Raw genomic sequence first — 18,391 nt, 5'->3', positions numbered from 1 at the left:
TATGCGACTGAAACTTGTCCGGCAAAACACCTCGGTCGACTTCTTCAAGAACTGGAAACGATGGTTGGGCCTTTCGACCTTCCTGATGCTGTTGGCATTTGGCTCGTTCATGGTTCGCGGGCTGAATTATGGTATAGATTTCCGTGGCGGCACGACGATCCGCACGGAAAGCGTACAGCCGATCGATGTGGGTGCCTATCGGGCGGCCTTGGCGCAGCTGGAACTGGGCGATGTGGTGATCAGCGAGGTTTTCGATCCGGCCTTTGGCGATGATCAGAACGTCGCGATGATCCGCATTCAGGCGCAGGCCGATGAAGAGGCTGTGACCGCCGACAAGATCGCGTTGGTCGAGGCTGCATTGAAGGCCGTGGCACCGGAAATCAAATTTGTCTCGGTCGAATCTGTGGGGCCAAAAGTGTCGGGCGAGCTGATTCAGACGGCAGTGCTGGCCGTGGTGTTGGCGATTGCGGCGGTGCTGGTCTATATCTGGCTGCGGTTCGAATGGCAGTTCGCGCTGGCCGCGGTCGTGGCGCTGGTGCATGACGTGATCCTGACCATTGGCATCTTTTCCGAACTTCAGATCAAGTTTGACCTCGCCATCATTGCGGCCTTGCTCACCATCGTCGGCTATTCCCTTAACGATACCGTGGTCGTTTTCGACCGGGTGCGGGAAAACCTGCGCAAATACAAGAAAAAGTCGCTGCCCGAGGTGTTGAACCTGTCGATCAACGAAACCCTCAGCCGAACGTTCATGACGTCGTTCACGACCTTGCTGGCGTTGATTTCGTTGTTTGTGCTGGGTGGGGATGTGATCCGGGGCTTTGTCTTTGCGATGATCTGGGGCGTGATCGTGGGCACCTATTCATCGATCTTCGTGGCCTCCAGCATCCTGCTGTATCTGGGTGTCAAACGCGATTGGTCCAAGCCCAGCAATACGTCGGGCAATCAGTTCGCGAACGTGGATGCCTGACGTCCTGTCCGAGGCACTGGCGCTGCCGGGTCTGGGATGGATGTTGCTGACGGTGATCGTGGCCGGGTTGGTGCGCGGATTTTCCGGGTTCGGCAGTGCCATGATCATCATGCCGGTGGCCAGTACGGTATTCAGCCCGGTGGGCGCGATCATCTTTCTGACAACGGTCGAGCTGTTCGGCCCTCTGCCTAACCTGCGCTCGGCGCTGCACAACGGTACCCGCCCGGATGTGGCGCGGCTGGCACTGGGGGCGGTGTTTGCAATGCCGCTTGGAGTGTTTGCCCTTGCGCATATGTCGCCACAAATTTTCAGCTGGGCGGTCTCGGTCGTGGTGCTGGGCCTTTTGGTGGTGCTGATGCTGGGCTGGCGCTATCATGGCAGCCTGACGCCCCCGATGGTTCTTGGAACCGGTGCGTTGGGTGGGTTTCTCAGCGGATCCATCGGTGTCGCGGGGCCACCGGTCATCATGCTTTATATGGCAAGCACATTACCGATTTCTGCGATTCGGGCCAACTTTCTGTTGTATCTTCTGATGATCGACGGGCTGATGCTGGGCCTGTTCTGGGTCCTTGGGTTGTTTCAGCTTGAGCCAGCCATTGCGGGGCTTGTGCTGACCGTGCCATATATGATGGCCAACCGAATGGGCGCGGCCCTGTTCAATCCGCAATCCGAGCGGGTGTTTCGCGCCGTAGCCTATTCGATCATTGCCGCCTCGGCCCTGTTGGGTCTGCCAGTGTGGAGTTGAAGGAACCAACGGGATGCGTCTGACCGAAATCACCTATTCCGATGCAACCCCGGTCGAAGGCTACGGACCGGGGTTCTTCCGCATCGGCGGACAGATCCACAAAGGCGCGGTGTTGACCGGCCCAAGTGGAACCAAACCCTGGGGCGGCTATCAGGACAGCGCCGCATTGGTGGCGCTGGCGGGTCGGGTGGATGTCCTGTTTGTCGGCACAGGGGCCGAGATCGCCCATATCCCCAAGACATTGCGCGCTGAGATCGAAGACGCGGGCATGGGGGTGGAAGTCATGAATTCGCCTTCGGCATGCCGCACCTACAACGTGCTTCTGTCCGAGGGCCGCCGCGTCGCATTGGCGTTGTTGCCGGTTTAGGTTGCTTTGATCTTTTTCGCCGCCCGGCAATCGGATATGCGAGCCGCATGACCCTGACTGTCACAGATTTGTCCATCGCACGGGGCGGCATTCCGGTGTTGCAGGGGCTGGGCTTTGATCTGCGCCCAGGCACGGCGCTGGTGGTGCGTGGCCCCAATGGCATTGGCAAGACAACGCTGCTGCGCACGCTGGCGGGGCTGCAGCCACCGCTGTCCGGGCACATCACGGGGGCCGAGGACACCATCGCCTATGCCGGTCATTCCGATGGTATCAAGCCAACGCTGACCGTAACCGAAAACCTGACGTTCTGGGCCAGTGTGTTCGGCACTGCGGAAATCCGACCGGCACTGGAGGCGTTCGAGCTGAACGATCTGGCGACGCGCCACGCAGGCAACCTGTCGGCGGGGCAAAAACGGCGTCTGGGGCTGTCGCGCCTGCTGGTTACCGGGCGGCCGATCTGGGTGCTGGATGAACCCACCGTGTCGTTGGATGTCTCCGCGGTCGCCATGTTCGCCACTGCGGTGCGTGCGCACCTCAGCCAAGGTGGCTGCGCGCTGATTGCCACCCATATCGACCTGGGATTGGATGCCGCCGTGCTGGATGTGGGTCCGTTTCGCGCCAAACCCCGCCCGGTCACGGATTTCGACGGAGATTTCCTGTGATTGCCTTGCTGCTGCGCGATCTGAAGCTGGCCTTTCGCGCTGGCGGCGGTTTTGGCCTTGGCCTGGCGTTTTTTCTGATCGTTACCGTCATGGTCCCGTTCAGCGTCGGGCCGCAATCGGCTCTGCTGTCCACCATTGCGCCCGGTGTGCTGTGGCTGGGCGCGCTGCTGGCCTGCCTGCTGTCTCTGGATCGTCTGCTGGCGCTGGATTGGGAGGACGGCTCGCTGGATCTGCTGGCCACCGCGCCGCTGCCGCTGGAGGCGGTCGTCACGATCAAGGCGCTGGCGCATTGGATCACAACGGGGTTGCCGCTTGTTCTGGCCGCGCCGGTGCTGGGCGTGTTGCTGAACCTTCCGGTCGCCGGATTTTCCTGGCTGGTGGTTTCACTGCTGGTTGGCACCCCGGCACTGTCGGTGATCGGCACTTTTGGTGCCGCGCTGACGGTGGGGCTGAAACGTGGCGGGTTGTTGTTGTCCCTTTTGGTCTTGCCGCTTTATGTCCCCACGCTGATCTTTGGCGCCGAGGCCGCGCGGCGCGGCGCTGTCGGCATGGATACCGGGACACCGATGTTGATGCTGGCCGGGATCACCGCCGCAACAGTAGCTCTTTTACCCTTTGCCAGCGCCGCAGTGCTGCGGGTCAATCTGCGTTGACCTTTGTCAATTGAGATAGCCCCCGACTCGGACTAGATAGGCCGCATGACATTCTCCACCAAAGCCAACGCCCTCTGGGAATATGCCAATCCAAAGAAGTTCCTGGCAACCACGGAACGGGTGCTGCCGTTTTTCTGGGCCTCCGCCGCTGCCTGTCTGGCAGTGGGGCTGATCTGGGGCTTCTTCTTTACCCCGGATGATTATCGGCAGGGGGCGACCGTCAAGATCATCTATCTGCATGTGCCCGCGGCGTTACTGGCGATCAATGCCTGGTTTATGATGCTGCTGACCTCGCTGATCTGGCTGATCCGCCGCCATCATGTCAGCGCGCTGGCGGCGCGGGCTGCGGCCCCTGTGGGCGTGGTGATGACGCTGATCGCACTGGCGACCGGGGCCATCTGGGGGCAGCCGATGTGGGGTACATGGTGGGCCTGGGATCCGCGTCTGACCTCGTTTCTGATCCTGTTTCTGTTCTATCTCGGCTACATCGCGCTGTGGGAAGCGATTGAAAACCCCGACACGGCTGCCGATCTGACGTCGGTCCTGTGTCTGGTCGGCTCGGTTTTTGCCATCCTGTCGCGCTATGCGGTGAATTTCTGGAACCAGGGGCTGCATCAGGGCGCATCGGTGATGCGGATCGAGGCGGTCACCGGTGGCGATACACAGGAAAAGGTCAGCAACGTGTTCTTTTACCCCTTGCTTGTTTGCATTGTGGGTTTTGTCCTTCTGTTCGTGGCGTTGGTGTTGTATCGCACCGGCACCGAGATCCGGGCAAGACGGATCCGGGCCTTGTTGGCACGCGAAAGGGTAGGGGCATGATGCCGGAGCTCGGGAAATACGCCGACACGGTGCTGTCGGCCTATGTTGCTTCCATCGCGCTGCTGGGGCTGCTGGTTGTGGTCAGCCTGTGGCGCGGACGCCGGGTGCGGGCCGAAATGAAGGAAATTGAAGAGAGAGCGGCACGCAATGGCTAGGTTTTCACCCTTGATGATCGCACCTCCGATCATCTTTGCCGCATTTGTAGTTTTGGCGGGGGTGGGCATGTTCCGTCCCGACAAGGATACTTTGCCCTCGCAATTCATCGGCCAGCTCGCGCCGCCGCTGCCGGAAGCGGCCCTTGCAGGTTATCCCGGTATCGACTCAGAGGATTTGACAAGCGGCGAAGTCACGGTGATCAATTATTGGGCCAGCTGGTGTCCCCCCTGCCGGGCCGAGCATCCCAACCTTTTGCGGCTGCGCGAGCAGGGTATTCGCCTTTACGGTGTCAATTTCAAGGACAAGGAAAGTCAGGCTCGCGCCTATTTGGCAGACGAAGGCAATCCATTCCTCGGAATCGGTTTCGACCCCAATGGCCGCAACTCGATCGATTGGGGCGTGACCGCGCCGCCAGAGACTTTTATCATCGCTGGAGACGGGACCGTGTTGTACAAGTTCGTCGGTCCGTTGGTGGGCAGTGATTTTGAGCAGAGGTTCATGCCGCAACTGGAAAAGGCGCTTGCCGACCACGAGCGGGATTGATCCGCAAACAGAACCATCGAATCGATCTTTCATGCTGCCTAATCTTCGGAAGTCATTCGAGGACGACCGCTCTCTCTCCCTAATCCGTAGCGTGCAAGGGGCGAAGGCGCCTGCACTCGAATTCATTTGTGGAGCGGCGGACCCAATCGGTCGCGGCACTCGCCTTGGCCCGGTCGGCGCGCGTTGACGCGATGCCAATGCCGAAGGTCAGCTAAGAGCATTGCGTCTGCGAATTGATGCAGGCACTTGGCGCAACGCAAAGCCGGATGTTCCGGCACATGCGAGTTCTCAGGCACGCCGGTCTGGTGACCGATCGGCGCTATGCGCAATGGATGCGTTCTCCGCGCCCCCCTGAGATTGCGCGCGAGATCGCCGCGGTGCTCAATGCGGCATTGGCACTCACGGCAGAACAGGAAAGCGAAGTCGCATGACAACCGAAGCCCATGATTCGCACATACGGCCGGGTGCGTTCGACTGTCTCCGGTCTCGGGCGTTATCGCAGCAGGCGTGTTTTGGTGGCTGTGATACGGCCAGTTGATCCCGTTCTCGGAATGGGTAACGTCGCTCATTCCAGTGGCGCACGACAGTCACACCGGCAATGCCATTGCCTTTTTTGCCTATGACGTTCCGAAGGTGCTGATGTTGCTGACGCCGATCGTCTTCGTTTCGGCGGGCGTTCCTTCGGGTGCGAGCTTCTCATTTCTGATCGCCGGTCCGATGGTCGGACCGGTCGGCCTGGGCCTGTTGTTCGGGCTTGCCGGTTGGAGGAGTGCCGCGATCTGCCTCGTTTCGGTTTTTCCATTGCGATCTTCATCGCAGTCGTGGCCACCGGGTTGGCGGGGTCGACCTTGCCGCAATCGGACTTCGCTGGTGTGGTGGACCTTTCCGGTTCTGACGTCAGGCCGGAACCGCTGCGCGCACTGCCGCCGACCTTCTGGTCTGCACATAGAGGCGGAGAAAGGGGGCGTTCTGCCGTTTTTGAGTCCGGCACTGGCGATGATCTGGGCAAACGAAGCCGTGATCTCCTGGCGTTTTACTTGACAGGGTGGGTTGCCCATATTAGTAAGTTATTAATCACTAACATATGTGGCAATATCACATGTTGAGTCGCAAGCCTGCAGACGAGCGCAAGGCCGAGATCGCAGCCGCCGTGCTGCGCCTTGCGGATGAATTGGGTCCGGATCGCCTGACGACGCAAGCCGTTGCCGATGCGGTCGGCCTGACGCAGCCGGCCATTTTTCGGCATTTTCGAACCAAACAGGATCTGTGGTTAGCTGTGACCGCGTTGATCTCTGAGCGCCTGAAGGCGACCTGGGCTGAAGCGCTGGCGTCGTCGGACGATCCGGGGCCTCGGATCGAAGCGTTGATCCTCGGGCAGTTGCGCCAGATCGAGGCCATGCCGGCAATCCCGTCGATCCTGTTTTCGCGCGAGTTGCAGGTGGAAAACGACGACCTGCGCCGATCCGTTCTTGCCCTGATGACCCAGTTGGTCGCGATGTTGACCCGCGAGCTGGCCGAGGGTCAGAAAGCGGGTCTGTTCGACCCCGGCTTGCCCCCCGAAGACGGAGCGCTGTTGCTGGTATCGCTGGTGCAGGGGCTGGCGATGCGATGGACATTGGGCCAGCGAGGGTTTGCTCTTGTGACTGAAGGGCGCCGCCTGCTTGACGCGCAAATACGGTTGATCCGTCTTCCCAATCCGGAGAGCTTACGATGAAGCATCGCATTGTCTTGGCCGCTGTTCTTGCCGTGGCTGGTGTTAGCTTTGGCTGGTTTTTCCTGATGGAGCGCCCGATCCGTGTTTCTATCGCATCTGTTGCACATGATGTCCCGATTCGCATTTACGGATTGGGCACGGTCGAGGCCAGGATCGTTTCGGACGTCGGTTTCGAGCTTGGTGCGGCCCTGTCCGCGCTTGATGTCGACAGCGGAGATGCGGTTTCCAAGGGACAGGTTCTGGCCCGCCTTCATCCGGCGCAACAGCAGGCGCGGGTTGCGCGGGCCGAGGCTGGCGTTGCTGCCGCAAAGGCCACGTTGGCAAAGGCAGAAGCGAGCGTGACTCGTGCCCGCGCCATTCTGGCGCAGCGGGAGGCGACCAATACGCGGCGGAAGGAACTTGCGGGCCGCAATGCCGTTTCGGCCGAAGCTGCTGAAGAGGCGCAACGTGATGTCGATGTCGCCGCAGCCGATCTGGCCGTCGCGGCAAGCGAAGCCGAGGTGGCGAGGTCCATGCACAAAGATGCCGAGGCAGCCCTGCAATTCGAGCGTGTGCTGCTTAACCAACACGTTCTGCGGGCACCCTTTGATGCGGTGATCGTCGAGCGCCATGTCGAAACCGGAACCGTTGTCCGCGCGGGTGAGCGAATATTTACCCTGATGGACCCGGCGACGGTCTGGACGCTGGCCTATGTCGACGAAGAGCGCGCCGGGGCACTGTCGATCGGGCAAACCGCCGAAGTGCGGTTGCGATCTCTGCCTCATCAAGTGTTCAGCGGAAAGATCGTACGGATCGGGATCGAAAGCGACCGGGTGAACGAGGAGCGCCGGGTCTGGATTGCCTGCGAACAATGCCCGGTGCAGGTTTTTCTGGGCGAGCAGGCAGAGGTGCGGATCACGGTGGCCGAACTGACCAAAGCCCTGCTGGTTCCGGAGATCGCCATAACCGGGTTTGACGGGCATGAAGGACGCATCTGGATTGCGCAGGACGGACGTGCAGCGCGGGTGTCGGCGGTATTCGGTTACCGGACCGAAGATGCACGCGTCGAACTGGTCAGCGATCTGCCCGATGGCGCGCGCGTCATTTCCACCCCGGCCAAGGGCTTGGCCGAGGGTCGTTTGGTGCGCGTGTCAGGGGGGAATGGGCCATGAATCTTGCCTACCGCGATGTGCGCCACAACCTGTTCCGCTTCGTACTGACCTGTCTGGGGCTGAGTCTGCTGATGGCGGTCGTTCTGGCGATGATCGGCATCTACAACGGGTTGGTTTCTGACGCGCTGAATATCGTCAAGGCGCCGCAGGTCGACCTGTGGGTCGTTGAATCCGGCACCCAGGGGCCTTTTGCCGAAGCGTCGAAACTTCCCGGCGGTACCCGCGATGCGGTGGCGAGGCTGCATGGCGTGGTCGCAGCCGGCAGCATCACCTATCAGACCGTCGAAGCACCTTTTCGCGGCGATACGCTGCGGCTTTATCTTATCGGCTACGAGCCAGGCCGCCCCGGCGGTCCAGATGTGGTCTCGCAGGGGCGCGGAATTGAACAATCGCATTTCGAGATCGTGGCCGATGTCAAATCCGGCCTGTCCATCGGCGACGTGATCCGGTTGGGGCGCAACCCATTCACGGTTGTTGGACTGGTCGAAGATACGACGAACTCGGGCGGAGATCCTGCGGCGTTCATAACACTGCGTGACGCCCAGGTGCTGCAAACTCAGCTGGCACCTGCGGCGCAGCGCGTTCAGGAGGCGCGAGGTGCCGGGCTGCTGGAAAGCCAGGATAGCGTCGCAGCCGTGATCGCGCGGCTGAAGCCGAACGCTGACCCACAGGCCGTGGCGCAGACGGTGCAGCAGTGGAAGCATCTGACGGCCCTGACACAGGCCGATCAGGAATCAATATTGCTGCTCTCTGTCGTGGATCGCGCCAAGCGGCAGATCGGCCTGTTTCTCGGCATCCTGCTGACCGTTTCGGCAGTGGTGATTGCGCTGATCATCTACACCATGACCATGGAAAAGCTGAAGCAGATTGCCACACTAAAGCTGATCGGCGCGCCTGATCGCACCATCATCGGCTTGATCGTGCAGCAATCATTGGCCCTGGGTGCGGTCGGATGGAGCTTTGGTTTGATCCTGATCCTGCTGGTCAAGGACTATTTCCCACGCCGGGTGGTGCTGGAGCCGATCAACGCCGCCGCCCTGGCCGGGATCATTCTGGTTGTCTGCATCGCCGCCAGCGGACTTGGCGTGCGCGCGGCGCTCAAGGTCGATCCGGCCACTGCGATCGGGGGATAGGGCGATGTCCGTGGACCCGCGCCGGGTGATTGTCGATGTGGCCAATGTCTCCAAACATTTCGGCGAAGGCGATGCCCGTGTCGATGCCCTGAAGGATATCGATCTTGCGGTGCATGCAGGCGAAGTGGTGGCGCTGCTCGGCCCGTCCGGATCGGGAAAAACGACGCTTCTGAACGTCATTGGCTGCATTATCGATCCGAGCGCTGGCAAGGTCACGTTGGACGATGAACTGGTCTATGACAACCGCTGGCTTCGCAGCGACCTGCGCAAGCTGAGGCTGGACAAGATCGGGTTCATTTTTCAATTCCACAATCTGTTGCCGTTTCTCGATGCCAAGGATAATGTGGCGCTTGTCCTGAAACTGGCCGGGAAATCCGCAACCGAAGCGCAACGGCGCGCCCTTGAATTGCTGGACTACCTGGAGGTTGGTCACCGCAAGGATTCGATGCCGGCACTTCTGTCGGGCGGCGAGGCGCAGCGGGTCGCCATCGCCCGCGCTCTGGCCAATAGCCCGCGTATCATTCTGGCCGACGAACCAACAGCCGCGCTCGACAGCAAGCGGGCGGGGATCGTGATGGATCTGCTGCGCAAACTTGCCGCCGAACAGGATGCTTGTATCATTGCGGTGACGCATGACGAAAAGATCTATGACCGGTTCGACAAACTGTTCCATCTGCGCGATGGGCGGCTTGACGGGGGAGATATGGCATGACCGAGGCAAACTCTGGCAGCAATACCCTGAAGATCGCGGCGGCTGTGGCCATCGTGTTTGGGGTGCTGACCGTCTTTTCGGGTGGGCGTGCCTTGTTCGGCGGGGCCGAGGCCCGTGCGGCGGTGGGCGATGCCGTGCCCTTCGTGCTATGGTTCAACTTCCTGGCCGGGTTCGCCTATGTCGTGGCCGGCGTCGGGCTGTTTCTGCGGCACCGTCCAGCGGTATGGATCTCGTTGGGCATCTTCGGCTGTACCGTTTTGGTTTTCCTGGGCTTTGGCATGCATGTTCTGCAAGGCGGTACCTATGAAGCCCGTACCGTCGGCGAGATGACCCTGCGTACAGGCGTCTGGGCGGTTATTTCGGTTTTGGCCTGGCGGCAATTCGGATCAACGTCTGAACGATGAGCAGCCCCGGTCCGATGCCGGGTGCTTTCTGCCAGCGTGCGCACGAACCGTGCGGTAAGCAGTTTGGACCTGTCACGGAATTGTTCCGCTCCTTTGACTTGGTATTTTGCCACAAAGGAGAGACATCATGGTAGTGAAACCAACCCCGGAATTCCGCGCCGAGGCAGTGGCGGCTAGCGTTGACGAGCGGTTTGCCGCGTAGGCAGGTTGCAGCAGATTTTGGCGTCGGCTTCTCGACGTTGAGCCGCTGGATCCAGCAGGATCGGCGCAATCCCGAGAAGCCAGCCGCCCAATCCGATCTCGAGCGCGAGGTCGCCGAGCTGCGGAAAGAGAACCGTATGCTCCGGGAGGAGAGGGACGTGCTAAAAAAGGCCACCCAGTTCTTTGCGGAGCGAAGCAAATGAGGTTCGCTTTCATCGCAAAGCACGCCGAAATGTCGCCCGTCCAATGGCTGTGCCAGATCATGGATGTCAGCCCGCCGGGGTATGGGGCCTTCCGAAGCCGTCCCCTCAGCCAGAGCCAACGCAAGGACATGGTTGTGCCGGCTCATATCCGTGAACAGTTCGCCCTGTCTCTCGGCAGCTATGGCCGGCCACGCATGACCGAGGAATTGGAAGAGTTGGGCCTGCCAGTCGGCCACCGCCGCATCGGACGCTTGATGCGTGATAACGGCATTGCGGTTAGAAGGAACAGGACGTTCAAGGCGACCACGGACAGCGACCACAGCTTCAACATCGCACCGAACCTGCTGAACCGGGACTTCTCGGCAGCCCGTCCGAACCGGAAATGGGCGGGCGACATCAGTTATGTCTGGACCCAAGAAGGCTGGCTGTATCTGGCGGTCATCCTTGATCTGCATTCCCGGCGGGTCATCGGCTGGGCCGTCAGCAATCGCATGAAGCGGGACCTGGAGATCCGGGCGTTGAACATGGCCATTGCGTTCCGTGCGCCGCCCAGGGGCTGCATCCATCACACGGACCGCGGCAGCCAATACTGTTCCCACGACTACCAGAAGATCCTGCGTCAGCATGGCTTCGAGGTATCGATGAGTGGAAAAGGCAATTGTTACGACAACGCTGCCGTCGAAACCTTCTTCAAGACCATCAAGGCCGAGCTGATCTGGCGACGGTCGTGGGAAACAAGGCGGCAAGCCGCGATCGCGATCTTCGAATACATCAACGGCTTCTACAATCCGCGTCGACGGCACTCAGCATTGGGTTGGAAAAGCCCGGTCGCCTTCGAACGGAACGTGGCTTAAACGAGCACTTGGGACAGCACAAAAGCGCGACACGTCCAGTGGACGTCGATCGGGCGGGAGTGCCAAGGGTCCTCTATGTCTCCCATTGTCCACCTATCTTCTTATTCTAGGTCGGGAAGGAAGGATAACACCGGGTCCTCTTCCCTTCCGCTTTCTATTCATTACTTATACCTATTCCCCTAGCCTTAGAACCCCAAGAACTAGGGAAGAGAGGGATCTCCGGCTAGTCCCGAGACATCCACTCAAGCAAGGCTAACGCGGCCCCTAGGCTCGTCTCTGTATGCAAACCAACTGGGGCACTAAACGGGGGCATTTCCCCGCCAGCGGGTGGGTCGGGTGCTTGGTCTGTTGATCGGAAGATCACTGGCTGGGGTGGTAGGAGACCTTGCCCCCCGATGAACCCCAAGAGTTTTTCCCGCCAGTGGCACCGGTGGGGGCAGAAACTGGGGCGGTTTTCGATCCGATAGCGAGCCTCCCTGAGCCCCTGGACTAGTCATTGGAGCGGCTAGCTGGCTGGTGGGGCGCTGGTGTGCTGGTGTGCCCGACACCCCGCCGCAGTACCTCACACGCTGGACTGCTTGGTTCTGGTGGTGACGGACTAGTTGGCCCGCTTCTTTCGGTAGCCGAACCCTGCCGCCGCAGCTAGGTCCGGTAACCCGGTAAGTAGCAGCACTCCGCCAGCCGGTAGCGGTACGGTCTGAGTTCGAGAATCTATTTTCGAGTCAGTTTCTCAGTTTGCTTGACACGTTCGTGAGTTTTTGAAAGCGTGCCAAGATACGCTGTTTCACAAAAATGGATTTCGAAATGTTTCGCTTATTGATGATAACCGGACTTCTGTTTGGAATGCATTCCACTCAGGCCGAAGCCAAAACCATCAGCTACGAATTTGATGTGGTGGGATCATCGTTTTCCGTCGGCACCTTGTATGAGAGTTCGCGATTTGGAGGCGATGGGACGCTCCGGGAAATAAGCCACGCCGACCCCTTCTACCAAGAGATCATGGCGGCAGGCGCTCATAGATGGTCCAACCTGATGGGTCAGACCGGGCATGTCGCAATGCGTTTGCAGGGCGATGAATTAGAACTCCAAACCGTCGATTGTCATAGCGGATTTCTGTGTTCTGATCTTAACCGGATGTCTGCTTTCGTAGGTTCGACGGCATTTGATTTGACTGGCTTTAGACTCATGTCTGTCTTTGGCCTTGGAGAATGGTATCTGCGCGGCGATCCGGTGACGGGTGAAGGCAGCCTGTCGCTCGTCGACGGTGCGAGTGGCGGTGGATTCTATTTGAACAACAATTTGTATGAATATGGTATGACAACTGCTGGTTTCAATCTGAGAAATCTCACCATCACCGAAATCGCCCCCGTTCCTCTGCCTGCCGCTGCACCGCTTCTGGCGATAGGGCTATTGACACTGGGTATTGGGGCGCGGCGACGCTCACGCATCACCTAATCCAGCCTGCCTAAACTTTCCACATGTTACATCAGTAACCCGCCCGGGGTGATAGTATTTTCAGGTAGTTGGCTTCAAACGGTTCGCTAGATTTCTCTGACCTCGCGCACCAAGTCGTTGATCCCTCGCCTCTCCCAACCCATTGGGGGCGGCTTGCGACCCGTGCCACCAGCGGTGAGCAACTCGCAATGAAAAAAAGTAAAGTGGAAGCCCCGGCAAACCCGCTAGGGCCCGCCGAGGTTAGGATCATGGTATCTTCCGGGTCACGACGTAGTCAGCCAGCCACTGCCAGTAGGCATCAGCGTTGGCGAACCCCTGCGCTTGAGCGGCCAGATCTTCAGCCGCTCGGCGAGATAACCCGCCATCGAATTCAGCGATAGCGGCCCTCTCTTCGAACGCGTCGATGTCGGGGATCAGCATGGCAGACGGATCTGGTCAACGATGCCGCGCTTCTGCTCGTCGCTTATGCCTGCCGAGTAGATCCCGTAGGTCAACCCATTTTCTGACCGCGCCGACTGGTGCCCGACCACAGAAGCCGTGAAGTGTTCCGGGACGCCTGTTCGCTCGCACTGGGTCACGAACCACTTTCGGGTCGAATGAAACACCAGCCCTGGACGCTCGATCGCCAGACGTTTTCGAAGCGCCGCAAACCCCTTGGTGACCTGCGCCACGGTTCGACCCGGAAACAGCGGGCCAGCCGATGGCAACCCCCGGAGTGTCTCATCCAGAGCCGGGTGGACCGGAACCAGCCGCTCCGCTGCTTCCGTCTTCAGCAGTCGAAGCTCATTGGGTCTGACATGAACGAAGCACCCGAGATTGCCCTTAGCCACGAGGTCTTCCCGCAGGAGCCCAACCGCTTCCCCAGCCCGCATCCCTGAAAGCAGGCAGGTCAGCAGAACCGGGTATAGCTCGTCCTTGGCCCCGAGCAGTCTCGATACTTCCTCGTCGGTTAGCACCGCATAGGGCTTGGGCCGGACCTTCTGGTCGAACAGAACGGACTTGAAGGGGTTCCGCTCCAGGTGACCCTCGTAAACGCAGGTCTCAAGCCAGTGGTTCACCTGCGACCAGATGCGCCGCTGGGTGCGCACAGAGATCGTGGTGGTGCAGCCCTCGGAGTAGGCGACCAGTTGATCAAGGCTGAGGCCCCGCGTCTTTTCCGACTTGCCGATGACCGGGGACAGCCGCGCCACCAACCCAAGGAACTCCCGTCCATCAGCGCGCGTCAGGCTGCAGAGCGTCCGGTCGCCGTACTTGCTCGTGAACAGCCCCACCGAATACCGGACAGACTTGAAGCCACCGGGACGCAACTCATTGCTTCTGCGGTTCAGGTACACCCTGCTCTGATCCACAACCAATACCTTTCGGCGGGTCACCAGTGGATTGAATTCAGGGCGCTCCAGGACAGTGCCAGAGCGCTCCAGAGTGGCCCGCAGGTGGTCAAGGGCGGTAGTTGCATCACCTGACCATCCTGAGCGGTGGAGGGCGCTCTCCGAGTCAGAGAACGCCGCTTCAGCGCCAGCCCGAACATCGACCACCAGCGTCTCATAGCGGGCGTTGATCTCAGCGGCACGCACTCGGGCGGTGTTTGCGTCGCGGGTCTTCAGGCTTTGCTTCAGGGCAGCGGACCCGAGTGCCACGGCCACGTCCTTGGGGTAGTTGCGACGGTAGAGCCACGTATGGCCTTTCAGGTACGCATATCGAATCTGAGCAGACATAAGTCTTCTCCTTTCAGTTCTGGGATGTATGGGATTGCCGTCAAGCGGGGTCGGCGACGCGGAGGATCAACTCGATCGGGGGTTCGCCGTAGTGACCCGCCAAAGGCCCGGTCAGGGCGATGCCGGTCACGCAGTCTTCATGCACTTCATCGACCCGGAAACGATGCTCCGGCACCTCGTCAAAGGCCCGGATCACCACGATGGCACCGGGGTCGAGGATCAGATCAGTCATGGTCCGCCCTCCACGCTGACACGACTGCAAGCACCACCAGCGCCGAGACGACGGGGTGTGAGCGAGCGACGACCCAGATCACCGTGCTCAGAACGGCTTTGGGTGGTGGGGTCAAAAGAAAACCCCCGGCGATGACGCCGAGGGTGGATAGGTACTTCATGGTTAAACTCCTGTATTTGCTTCTATTTTAGATACAGGAGGGGGTTCGGTTTTCGGGGTGACTGCAGGCGGCTATTCTCAAATGCCCAAAGCTATGTTTAACTTGACCTCGGTGGGCCTTAGCGGGTTTGCACTTGGTTTTATTCTTGCCGCTTCGAAATTACGCGGTACTCCTTGCTCAATAACTCGGCATAATCCGGGCGCTAAGTTAAACAATAGAATGAGTTGAAAATGGACCGTTTCCTCCTTTTTGTCATCGTGCTAACCTGCTCTTGCATCCTCGCGGTAGTGTGGTTTTCAATCCACCCACCGGTACCGATCTGGCTGGTGTTGGCACTTGTCGGTGCTGCAGGTCTGGGCTTTATCCGCAGCGTTGAATTGGGGCTCAAACGCGCCCACTCTGCGCTCGTCGATCCTAAGACTCAAAAGAAGATTCAGGAGACAGCCAAGCAGGCAGCGACCGCTAACGAATTCGCTCAGGTCGGGAGCAAAGCGGCCATTTCCGCCCTACTTCCCCGGCTGCAGTACCTTTTTAGCTTCTCTGGTCGCGCATCTCGCATGGAGTACTTTATCTGTCAGGTGGGCGTCGGGATAGCTCTGTTCCTGGGCTTCTTGTTGCTAAGCGAACTTGGGGTTCTGCCGCTGTTGGTTATCCTTAGCAGCGTCGCAATACTGCTTGCTTTTGGAGTTCGACGGACCAGAGATACTGGCGTCAACCAATGGTGGTTCCTACTGATCCTTGTGCCACCAGTCAATTTGGCAGCGACGGTCTTCTTGCTTCTCGTCCCGACCGACGAGTTCAAAGGCAAGGGGATCTAATTCCGAACACCACCCTCAGCCCCAGCTAGCGGCTCTGGTCGCTCACGAGGCTCGCTATCGGATCGAAAACCGCCCCAGTTTCTGCCCCCACCGGTGCCACTGGCGGGAAAAACTCTTGGGGTTCATCGGGGGGCAAGGTCTCCTACCACCCCAGCCAGTGATCTTCCGATCAACAGACCAAGCACCCGACCCACCCGCTGGCGGGGAAATGCCCCCGTTTAGTGCCCCAGTTGGTTTGCATACAGAGACGAGCCTAGGGGCCGCGTTAGCCTTGCTTGAGTGGATGTCTCGGGACTAGCCGGAGATCCCTCTCTTCCCTAGTTCTTGGGGTTCTAAGGCTAGGGGAATAGGTATAAGTAATGAATAGAAAGCGGAGGGAAGAGACCCCAGTGTTATCCTTCCTTCCTGACCTAGAATAAGAAGATAGGTGGACTATGGGAGACATAGAGAACCCTTGGCACTCCCGCCCGATCGACGTCCACAGGTGGTCCGACCATCCCGAGGTGGCGCAACTGTGCGATCGGATCTGGGACGAGTACCTGCCCACCGACCAGACGTCGGGGCCGAAGCAACCAAAAAGGATTTGATAGAAATGGCGACCCGACCGGACTTCCGGAAAAATCCGAAAGACGCATCTAGAGAAATGGACGGCTGGTTGGGCAGAACTCATCATGGGTATCGTGACCTAAACCAGAGCATCAAAGCCGCATTGATGTATTTCACAGTGGCTTGGAGTATCTTTGAATACAAGGCGTTGGGCACTCACGCGAGCCTGGATACCATCGAGAAATTCGTGTCTACAAAGGCGCTGAACGGGACCAGCCTCGGTGATTTCGAAGAGGCTCATGAGTACTTTAGAAACAGGTACATCACGGGTGGTAAGGCGAACGCGTCATTTAGCCATTTGGTTGGGAAAGACACTGAGGTCGCGACCAGAATCCAAGACGTTCTGCTCGGCCATACCAGTGAACCAAGCGACAAGCTCATAGCGCTTCTTCTCATCGTGTATCGGCTTCGGAACAACATGCTCCACGGCGTAAAGTGGAAATGGGGCGTCGACGATCAACATGAAAACTTCGAACACGCGACGTCCATCATAATGACCACGCTCGACATTTTCCTTCCCGACGAAACCACTAATTGAGTTCGAATGGCTCAACCTCGACCCCGGCTCGTGCTTCATGATAAGCTAGCCGCCGAAGATACCCGTCTGACCGCGCTGTCTGTCGCCAAACGATATAGTCCCGAACGAAATCTGCGGTGGGGTCTTGCTGTTCATCTAGCCCGTAGAATTGGTTCGCTATAGGCAAAGCTCGCCCAGCGACCGCTTCGGATGCTTCAGCCATCACCCGCTTCAGTTCTCCGACCCGCGTGTAATCGACTATGCAACTGTCATGCACGGAAAGAACAGGAACATCCTGCTCCGTGAAGTGCCGATGAACCCGTTCGATGATCTTGGCATCAAGGTTCATCAACCGAATTCCCTGATCGGCGAATAGATAGCCCTCAAGATGTGGAACGTTCTTGAGGAATGCTGCCAGCAACACTTCAAGCTGTTCGTTCGTCAGCGTTTTCCCGACGTGTCCGTTTGGAAAACCATCCCTACATGCTCGGAAGGCCGCATCCCTCGAACCTGCGTTAATGGCAGTCAGGACCAGCCGCTTGATTAGCTTCCTTTGCAGCGCAGCAGGAACACCACCCAACAATCCGTCGGTCACATCGTAGGGATCGTCAGTCAACTCAACTCCGTCTTCAAGGCTGAGCAGCGAAACATGCAGGCTACGAAAATCGACCTCTACCGCCGGGGTGTCATTGATGAAGATCTTCGACCGCCAGTCGCTATTGATCTGTTGCCACCAGCCGCCGTGGAAACGCCCATTCAGGTTCCAGTCCGATCGGCTGAAGATACGCCGCGTCAGTCGATGATGGTGATCGGTCGAAACATCGTCGATCTTGGGTTCATCGAGAACCGGTATATCAATGAAAGCGCCTGCTATGACCTCATTGTAGCGTCGTAGTTCTTCCCGCATCCTGATGATCTCGTCGCTGTCTTCATATTCTACCAGCGCTCCGTCTTCTGCATCCCGAAGAACAATGATCTCTTCGTTCTCTGCCCGACCGATGTCATCACGCTGGAACGTCACCTCAGCGAACCACCCCTGTAATACCTCTGAAGCCCGAATTCTCGTTGTTCTGTTGCCCCGGACATAAGGGCCCGAGTAACTGCCACGAGCTAGATCCAGCAGGTCAGCAGCCGCTAATACTCGGATGATGGGGACGATCTTCCTTGAGATATGAATAGCGTTGTATCGGGAATTCGTATCCCAGTAGTTTGAAGACATCGAAACGCCGATGCACAGTTCCGGGTCTTCAAGCCAAGCAACATACAGATCCAAGATCAATACGCGCAGTTGATGGCGGAAGGCTGTCCTGGGCTTCGGCCCCGACGTCTGGTCGGTGGGCAGGTACTCGTCCCAGATCCGATCGCACAGTTGCGCCACCTCGGGATGGTCGGACCACCTGTGGACGTCGATCGGGCGGGAGTGCCAAGGGTTCTCTATGTCTCCCATAGTCCACCTATCTTCTTATTCTAGGTCAGGAAGGAAGGATAACACTGGGGTCTCTTCCCTCCGCTTTCTATTCATTACTTATACCTATTCCCCTAGCCTTAGAACCCCAAGAACTAGGGAAGAGAGGGATCTCCGGCTAGTCCCGAGACATCCA

General features: G+C 58.9%; 22 protein-coding genes and 2 pseudogenes. 19 read left to right on the top strand and 5 right to left on the bottom strand.

Annotation, left to right across the window (positions count from 1 at the left end; genetic code table 11):
• Position 1 precedes the first annotated feature (1 nt).
• The 17 genes and pseudogenes from secF to NANH_RS0110125 all read left to right on the top strand — a co-directional run bounded on the left by secF (position 2) and on the right by NANH_RS0110125 (position 12,742).
• Positions 2–970 carry a protein translocase subunit SecF gene (gene secF / locus NANH_RS0110210; protein ID WP_027261954.1) on the top strand — a complete coding sequence of 323 codons (969 nt, stop codon included), beginning with the start codon at positions 2–4 and terminating at the stop codon, positions 968–970.
• Complete coding sequence (locus tag NANH_RS0110205; RefSeq protein ID WP_027261953.1) at positions 963–1,715, top strand: sulfite exporter TauE/SafE family protein; 753 nt, start codon at positions 963–965, stop codon at positions 1,713–1,715. The genes secF and NANH_RS0110205 overlap by 8 nt, the downstream gene beginning before the upstream one ends.
• Before the next feature lie 13 nt (positions 1,716–1,728).
• Positions 1,729–2,082, top strand: a complete 354-nt coding sequence (locus NANH_RS0110200; RefSeq protein WP_027261952.1) for an Mth938-like domain-containing protein — start codon at positions 1,729–1,731, stop codon at positions 2,080–2,082.
• 47 nt (positions 2,083–2,129) lie between these two features.
• Positions 2,130–2,744, top strand: coding sequence for a heme ABC exporter ATP-binding protein CcmA (gene ccmA, locus NANH_RS0110195; protein WP_027261951.1), 615 nt, complete (start codon positions 2,130–2,132; stop codon positions 2,742–2,744).
• Positions 2,741–3,397, top strand: coding sequence for a heme exporter protein CcmB (gene ccmB / locus NANH_RS0110190; RefSeq protein WP_027261950.1), 657 nt, complete (start codon positions 2,741–2,743; stop codon positions 3,395–3,397). The genes ccmA and ccmB overlap by 4 nt, the downstream gene beginning before the upstream one ends.
• Before the next feature lie 45 nt (positions 3,398–3,442).
• Positions 3,443–4,216: a heme ABC transporter permease gene (locus tag NANH_RS0110185; protein ID WP_027261949.1), complete on the top strand. Its 774-nt coding sequence runs from the start codon at positions 3,443–3,445 to the stop codon at positions 4,214–4,216.
• The gene (gene ccmD, locus NANH_RS0110180; RefSeq protein WP_027261948.1) at positions 4,213–4,371 is read left to right on the top strand and encodes a heme exporter protein CcmD; all 159 of its coding nucleotides are present in this window, start codon (positions 4,213–4,215) and stop codon (positions 4,369–4,371) included. Before NANH_RS0110185 ends, ccmD begins: the two co-directional genes overlap by 4 nt.
• Positions 4,364–4,915: a DsbE family thiol:disulfide interchange protein gene (locus NANH_RS0110175; RefSeq protein ID WP_027261947.1), complete on the top strand. Its 552-nt coding sequence runs from the start codon at positions 4,364–4,366 to the stop codon at positions 4,913–4,915. Before ccmD ends, NANH_RS0110175 begins: the two co-directional genes overlap by 8 nt.
• A 227-nt stretch (positions 4,916–5,142) precedes the next feature.
• Positions 5,143–5,346 (top strand): annotated as a pseudogene (locus NANH_RS25935) (ArsR family transcriptional regulator); the annotation flags it as partial.
• A gap of 103 nt (positions 5,347–5,449) precedes the next feature.
• On the top strand, positions 5,450–5,956 hold the full coding sequence (locus tag NANH_RS29070; RefSeq protein WP_175543433.1) for a hypothetical protein: 507 nt from the start codon (positions 5,450–5,452) through the stop codon (positions 5,954–5,956).
• A gap of 58 nt (positions 5,957–6,014) precedes the next feature.
• Complete coding sequence (locus NANH_RS0110160; protein ID WP_027261945.1) at positions 6,015–6,629, top strand: TetR/AcrR family transcriptional regulator; 615 nt, start codon at positions 6,015–6,017, stop codon at positions 6,627–6,629.
• Positions 6,626–7,780 (top strand): efflux RND transporter periplasmic adaptor subunit, encoded by a 1,155-nt coding sequence (locus NANH_RS25930; RefSeq protein WP_036049668.1) that lies wholly within the window; start codon positions 6,626–6,628, stop codon positions 7,778–7,780. The genes NANH_RS0110160 and NANH_RS25930 overlap by 4 nt, the downstream gene beginning before the upstream one ends.
• Positions 7,777–8,913: an ABC transporter permease gene (locus NANH_RS0110150; protein ID WP_027261944.1), complete on the top strand. Its 1,137-nt coding sequence runs from the start codon at positions 7,777–7,779 to the stop codon at positions 8,911–8,913. Before NANH_RS25930 ends, NANH_RS0110150 begins: the two co-directional genes overlap by 4 nt.
• A gap of 4 nt (positions 8,914–8,917) precedes the next feature.
• Complete coding sequence (locus NANH_RS0110145) at positions 8,918–9,625, top strand: ABC transporter ATP-binding protein (protein ID WP_027261943.1); 708 nt, start codon at positions 8,918–8,920, stop codon at positions 9,623–9,625.
• Complete coding sequence (locus NANH_RS0110140; RefSeq protein WP_027261942.1) at positions 9,622–10,029, top strand: hypothetical protein; 408 nt, start codon at positions 9,622–9,624, stop codon at positions 10,027–10,029. Before NANH_RS0110145 ends, NANH_RS0110140 begins: the two co-directional genes overlap by 4 nt.
• A gap of 127 nt (positions 10,030–10,156) precedes the next feature.
• A pseudogene (locus NANH_RS0110130) lies at positions 10,157–11,287 on the top strand (IS3 family transposase).
• Between the two features lie 792 nt (positions 11,288–12,079).
• On the top strand, positions 12,080–12,742 hold the full coding sequence (locus NANH_RS0110125; RefSeq protein WP_027261940.1) for a hypothetical protein: 663 nt from the start codon (positions 12,080–12,082) through the stop codon (positions 12,740–12,742).
• A 246-nt stretch (positions 12,743–12,988) separates the two neighbouring features.
• On the opposite strand, the gene NANH_RS28930 is transcribed toward NANH_RS0110125, so the two are convergent.
• The 4 genes from NANH_RS28930 to NANH_RS28480 are packed head-to-tail and all read right to left on the bottom strand — an operon-like array spanning position 12,989 to position 14,849.
• On the bottom strand, positions 12,989–13,162 hold the full coding sequence (locus NANH_RS28930; protein WP_169730248.1) for a hypothetical protein: 174 nt from the start codon (positions 13,160–13,162) through the stop codon (positions 12,989–12,991).
• Entirely contained in the window at positions 13,156–14,457 is a 1,302-nt protein-coding gene (locus NANH_RS0110115; protein ID WP_027261939.1) for a DUF6538 domain-containing protein, read from the bottom strand. Before NANH_RS0110115 ends, NANH_RS28930 begins: the two co-directional genes overlap by 7 nt.
• A 40-nt stretch (positions 14,458–14,497) precedes the next feature.
• Positions 14,498–14,689 (bottom strand): hypothetical protein, encoded by a 192-nt coding sequence (locus tag NANH_RS0110110; RefSeq protein ID WP_027261938.1) that lies wholly within the window; start codon positions 14,687–14,689, stop codon positions 14,498–14,500.
• Positions 14,682–14,849, bottom strand: a complete 168-nt coding sequence (locus NANH_RS28480; protein WP_154665568.1) for a hypothetical protein — start codon at positions 14,847–14,849, stop codon at positions 14,682–14,684. Before NANH_RS28480 ends, NANH_RS0110110 begins: the two co-directional genes overlap by 8 nt.
• 230 nt (positions 14,850–15,079) lie before the next feature.
• Here NANH_RS28480 and NANH_RS27425 point away from each other — a divergent pair, with 230 nt between their 5' ends.
• The gene (locus tag NANH_RS27425; RefSeq protein ID WP_051372334.1) at positions 15,080–15,667 is read left to right on the top strand and encodes a DUF805 domain-containing protein; all 588 of its coding nucleotides are present in this window, start codon (positions 15,080–15,082) and stop codon (positions 15,665–15,667) included.
• A 592-nt stretch (positions 15,668–16,259) separates the two neighbouring features.
• Complete coding sequence (locus NANH_RS28925; protein ID WP_139236698.1) at positions 16,260–16,811, top strand: hypothetical protein; 552 nt, start codon at positions 16,260–16,262, stop codon at positions 16,809–16,811.
• On the opposite strand, the gene NANH_RS0110090 is transcribed toward NANH_RS28925, so the two are convergent.
• Positions 16,804–18,237 (bottom strand): hypothetical protein, encoded by a 1,434-nt coding sequence (locus tag NANH_RS0110090; protein WP_027261937.1) that lies wholly within the window; start codon positions 18,235–18,237, stop codon positions 16,804–16,806. The two genes, NANH_RS28925 and NANH_RS0110090, sit on opposite strands and share 8 nt — an antisense overlap.
• Between the last annotated feature and the right edge of the window lie 154 nt (positions 18,238–18,391).

The sequence above is a fragment of the Sedimentitalea nanhaiensis DSM 24252 genome (assembly GCF_000473225.1).
In the GTDB taxonomy this organism is placed as follows: domain Bacteria; phylum Pseudomonadota; class Alphaproteobacteria; order Rhodobacterales; family Rhodobacteraceae; genus Sedimentitalea; species Sedimentitalea nanhaiensis.
The sequence above is the reverse complement of the archived record's forward strand: the minus strand, read 5'-3'. Positions and strand labels throughout refer to the sequence as shown.

Bases quoted from the DNA above. Each gene is read 5' to 3' on its own strand.
- NANH_RS27425 (WP_051372334.1), top strand. From the start codon at position 15,080: ATGGACCGTTTCCTCCTTTTTGTCATCGTGCTAACCTGCTCTTGCATC.
- NANH_RS28480 (WP_154665568.1), bottom strand. From the start codon at position 14,849: ATGAAGTACCTATCCACCCTCGGCGTCATCGCCGGGGGTTTTCTTTTG.
- NANH_RS0110110 (WP_027261938.1), bottom strand. From the start codon at position 14,689: ATGACTGATCTGATCCTCGACCCCGGTGCCATCGTGGTGATCCGGGCC.
- NANH_RS28925 (WP_139236698.1), top strand. From the start codon at position 16,260: ATGGCGACCCGACCGGACTTCCGGAAAAATCCGAAAGACGCATCTAGA.
- ccmA (WP_027261951.1), top strand. From the start codon at position 2,130: ATGACCCTGACTGTCACAGATTTGTCCATCGCACGGGGCGGCATTCCG.
- NANH_RS0110125 (WP_027261940.1), top strand. From the start codon at position 12,080: ATGGATTTCGAAATGTTTCGCTTATTGATGATAACCGGACTTCTGTTT.
- NANH_RS0110200 (WP_027261952.1), top strand. From the start codon at position 1,729: ATGCGTCTGACCGAAATCACCTATTCCGATGCAACCCCGGTCGAAGGC.
- ccmD (WP_027261948.1), top strand. From the start codon at position 4,213: ATGATGCCGGAGCTCGGGAAATACGCCGACACGGTGCTGTCGGCCTAT.
- NANH_RS0110115 (WP_027261939.1), bottom strand. From the start codon at position 14,457: ATGTCTGCTCAGATTCGATATGCGTACCTGAAAGGCCATACGTGGCTC.
- NANH_RS28930 (WP_169730248.1), bottom strand. From the start codon at position 13,162: ATGCTGATCCCCGACATCGACGCGTTCGAAGAGAGGGCCGCTATCGCT.
- NANH_RS0110145 (WP_027261943.1), top strand. From the start codon at position 8,918: ATGTCCGTGGACCCGCGCCGGGTGATTGTCGATGTGGCCAATGTCTCC.
- NANH_RS0110175 (WP_027261947.1), top strand. From the start codon at position 4,364: ATGGCTAGGTTTTCACCCTTGATGATCGCACCTCCGATCATCTTTGCC.
- secF (WP_027261954.1), top strand. From the start codon at position 2: ATGCGACTGAAACTTGTCCGGCAAAACACCTCGGTCGACTTCTTCAAG.
- NANH_RS0110150 (WP_027261944.1), top strand. From the start codon at position 7,777: ATGAATCTTGCCTACCGCGATGTGCGCCACAACCTGTTCCGCTTCGTA.
- NANH_RS0110205 (WP_027261953.1), top strand. From the start codon at position 963: ATGCCTGACGTCCTGTCCGAGGCACTGGCGCTGCCGGGTCTGGGATGG.
- NANH_RS0110140 (WP_027261942.1), top strand. From the start codon at position 9,622: ATGACCGAGGCAAACTCTGGCAGCAATACCCTGAAGATCGCGGCGGCT.
- NANH_RS25930 (WP_036049668.1), top strand. From the start codon at position 6,626: ATGAAGCATCGCATTGTCTTGGCCGCTGTTCTTGCCGTGGCTGGTGTT.
- NANH_RS0110160 (WP_027261945.1), top strand. From the start codon at position 6,015: ATGTTGAGTCGCAAGCCTGCAGACGAGCGCAAGGCCGAGATCGCAGCC.
- NANH_RS0110090 (WP_027261937.1), bottom strand. From the start codon at position 18,237: ATGGGAGACATAGAGAACCCTTGGCACTCCCGCCCGATCGACGTCCAC.
- NANH_RS0110185 (WP_027261949.1), top strand. From the start codon at position 3,443: ATGACATTCTCCACCAAAGCCAACGCCCTCTGGGAATATGCCAATCCA.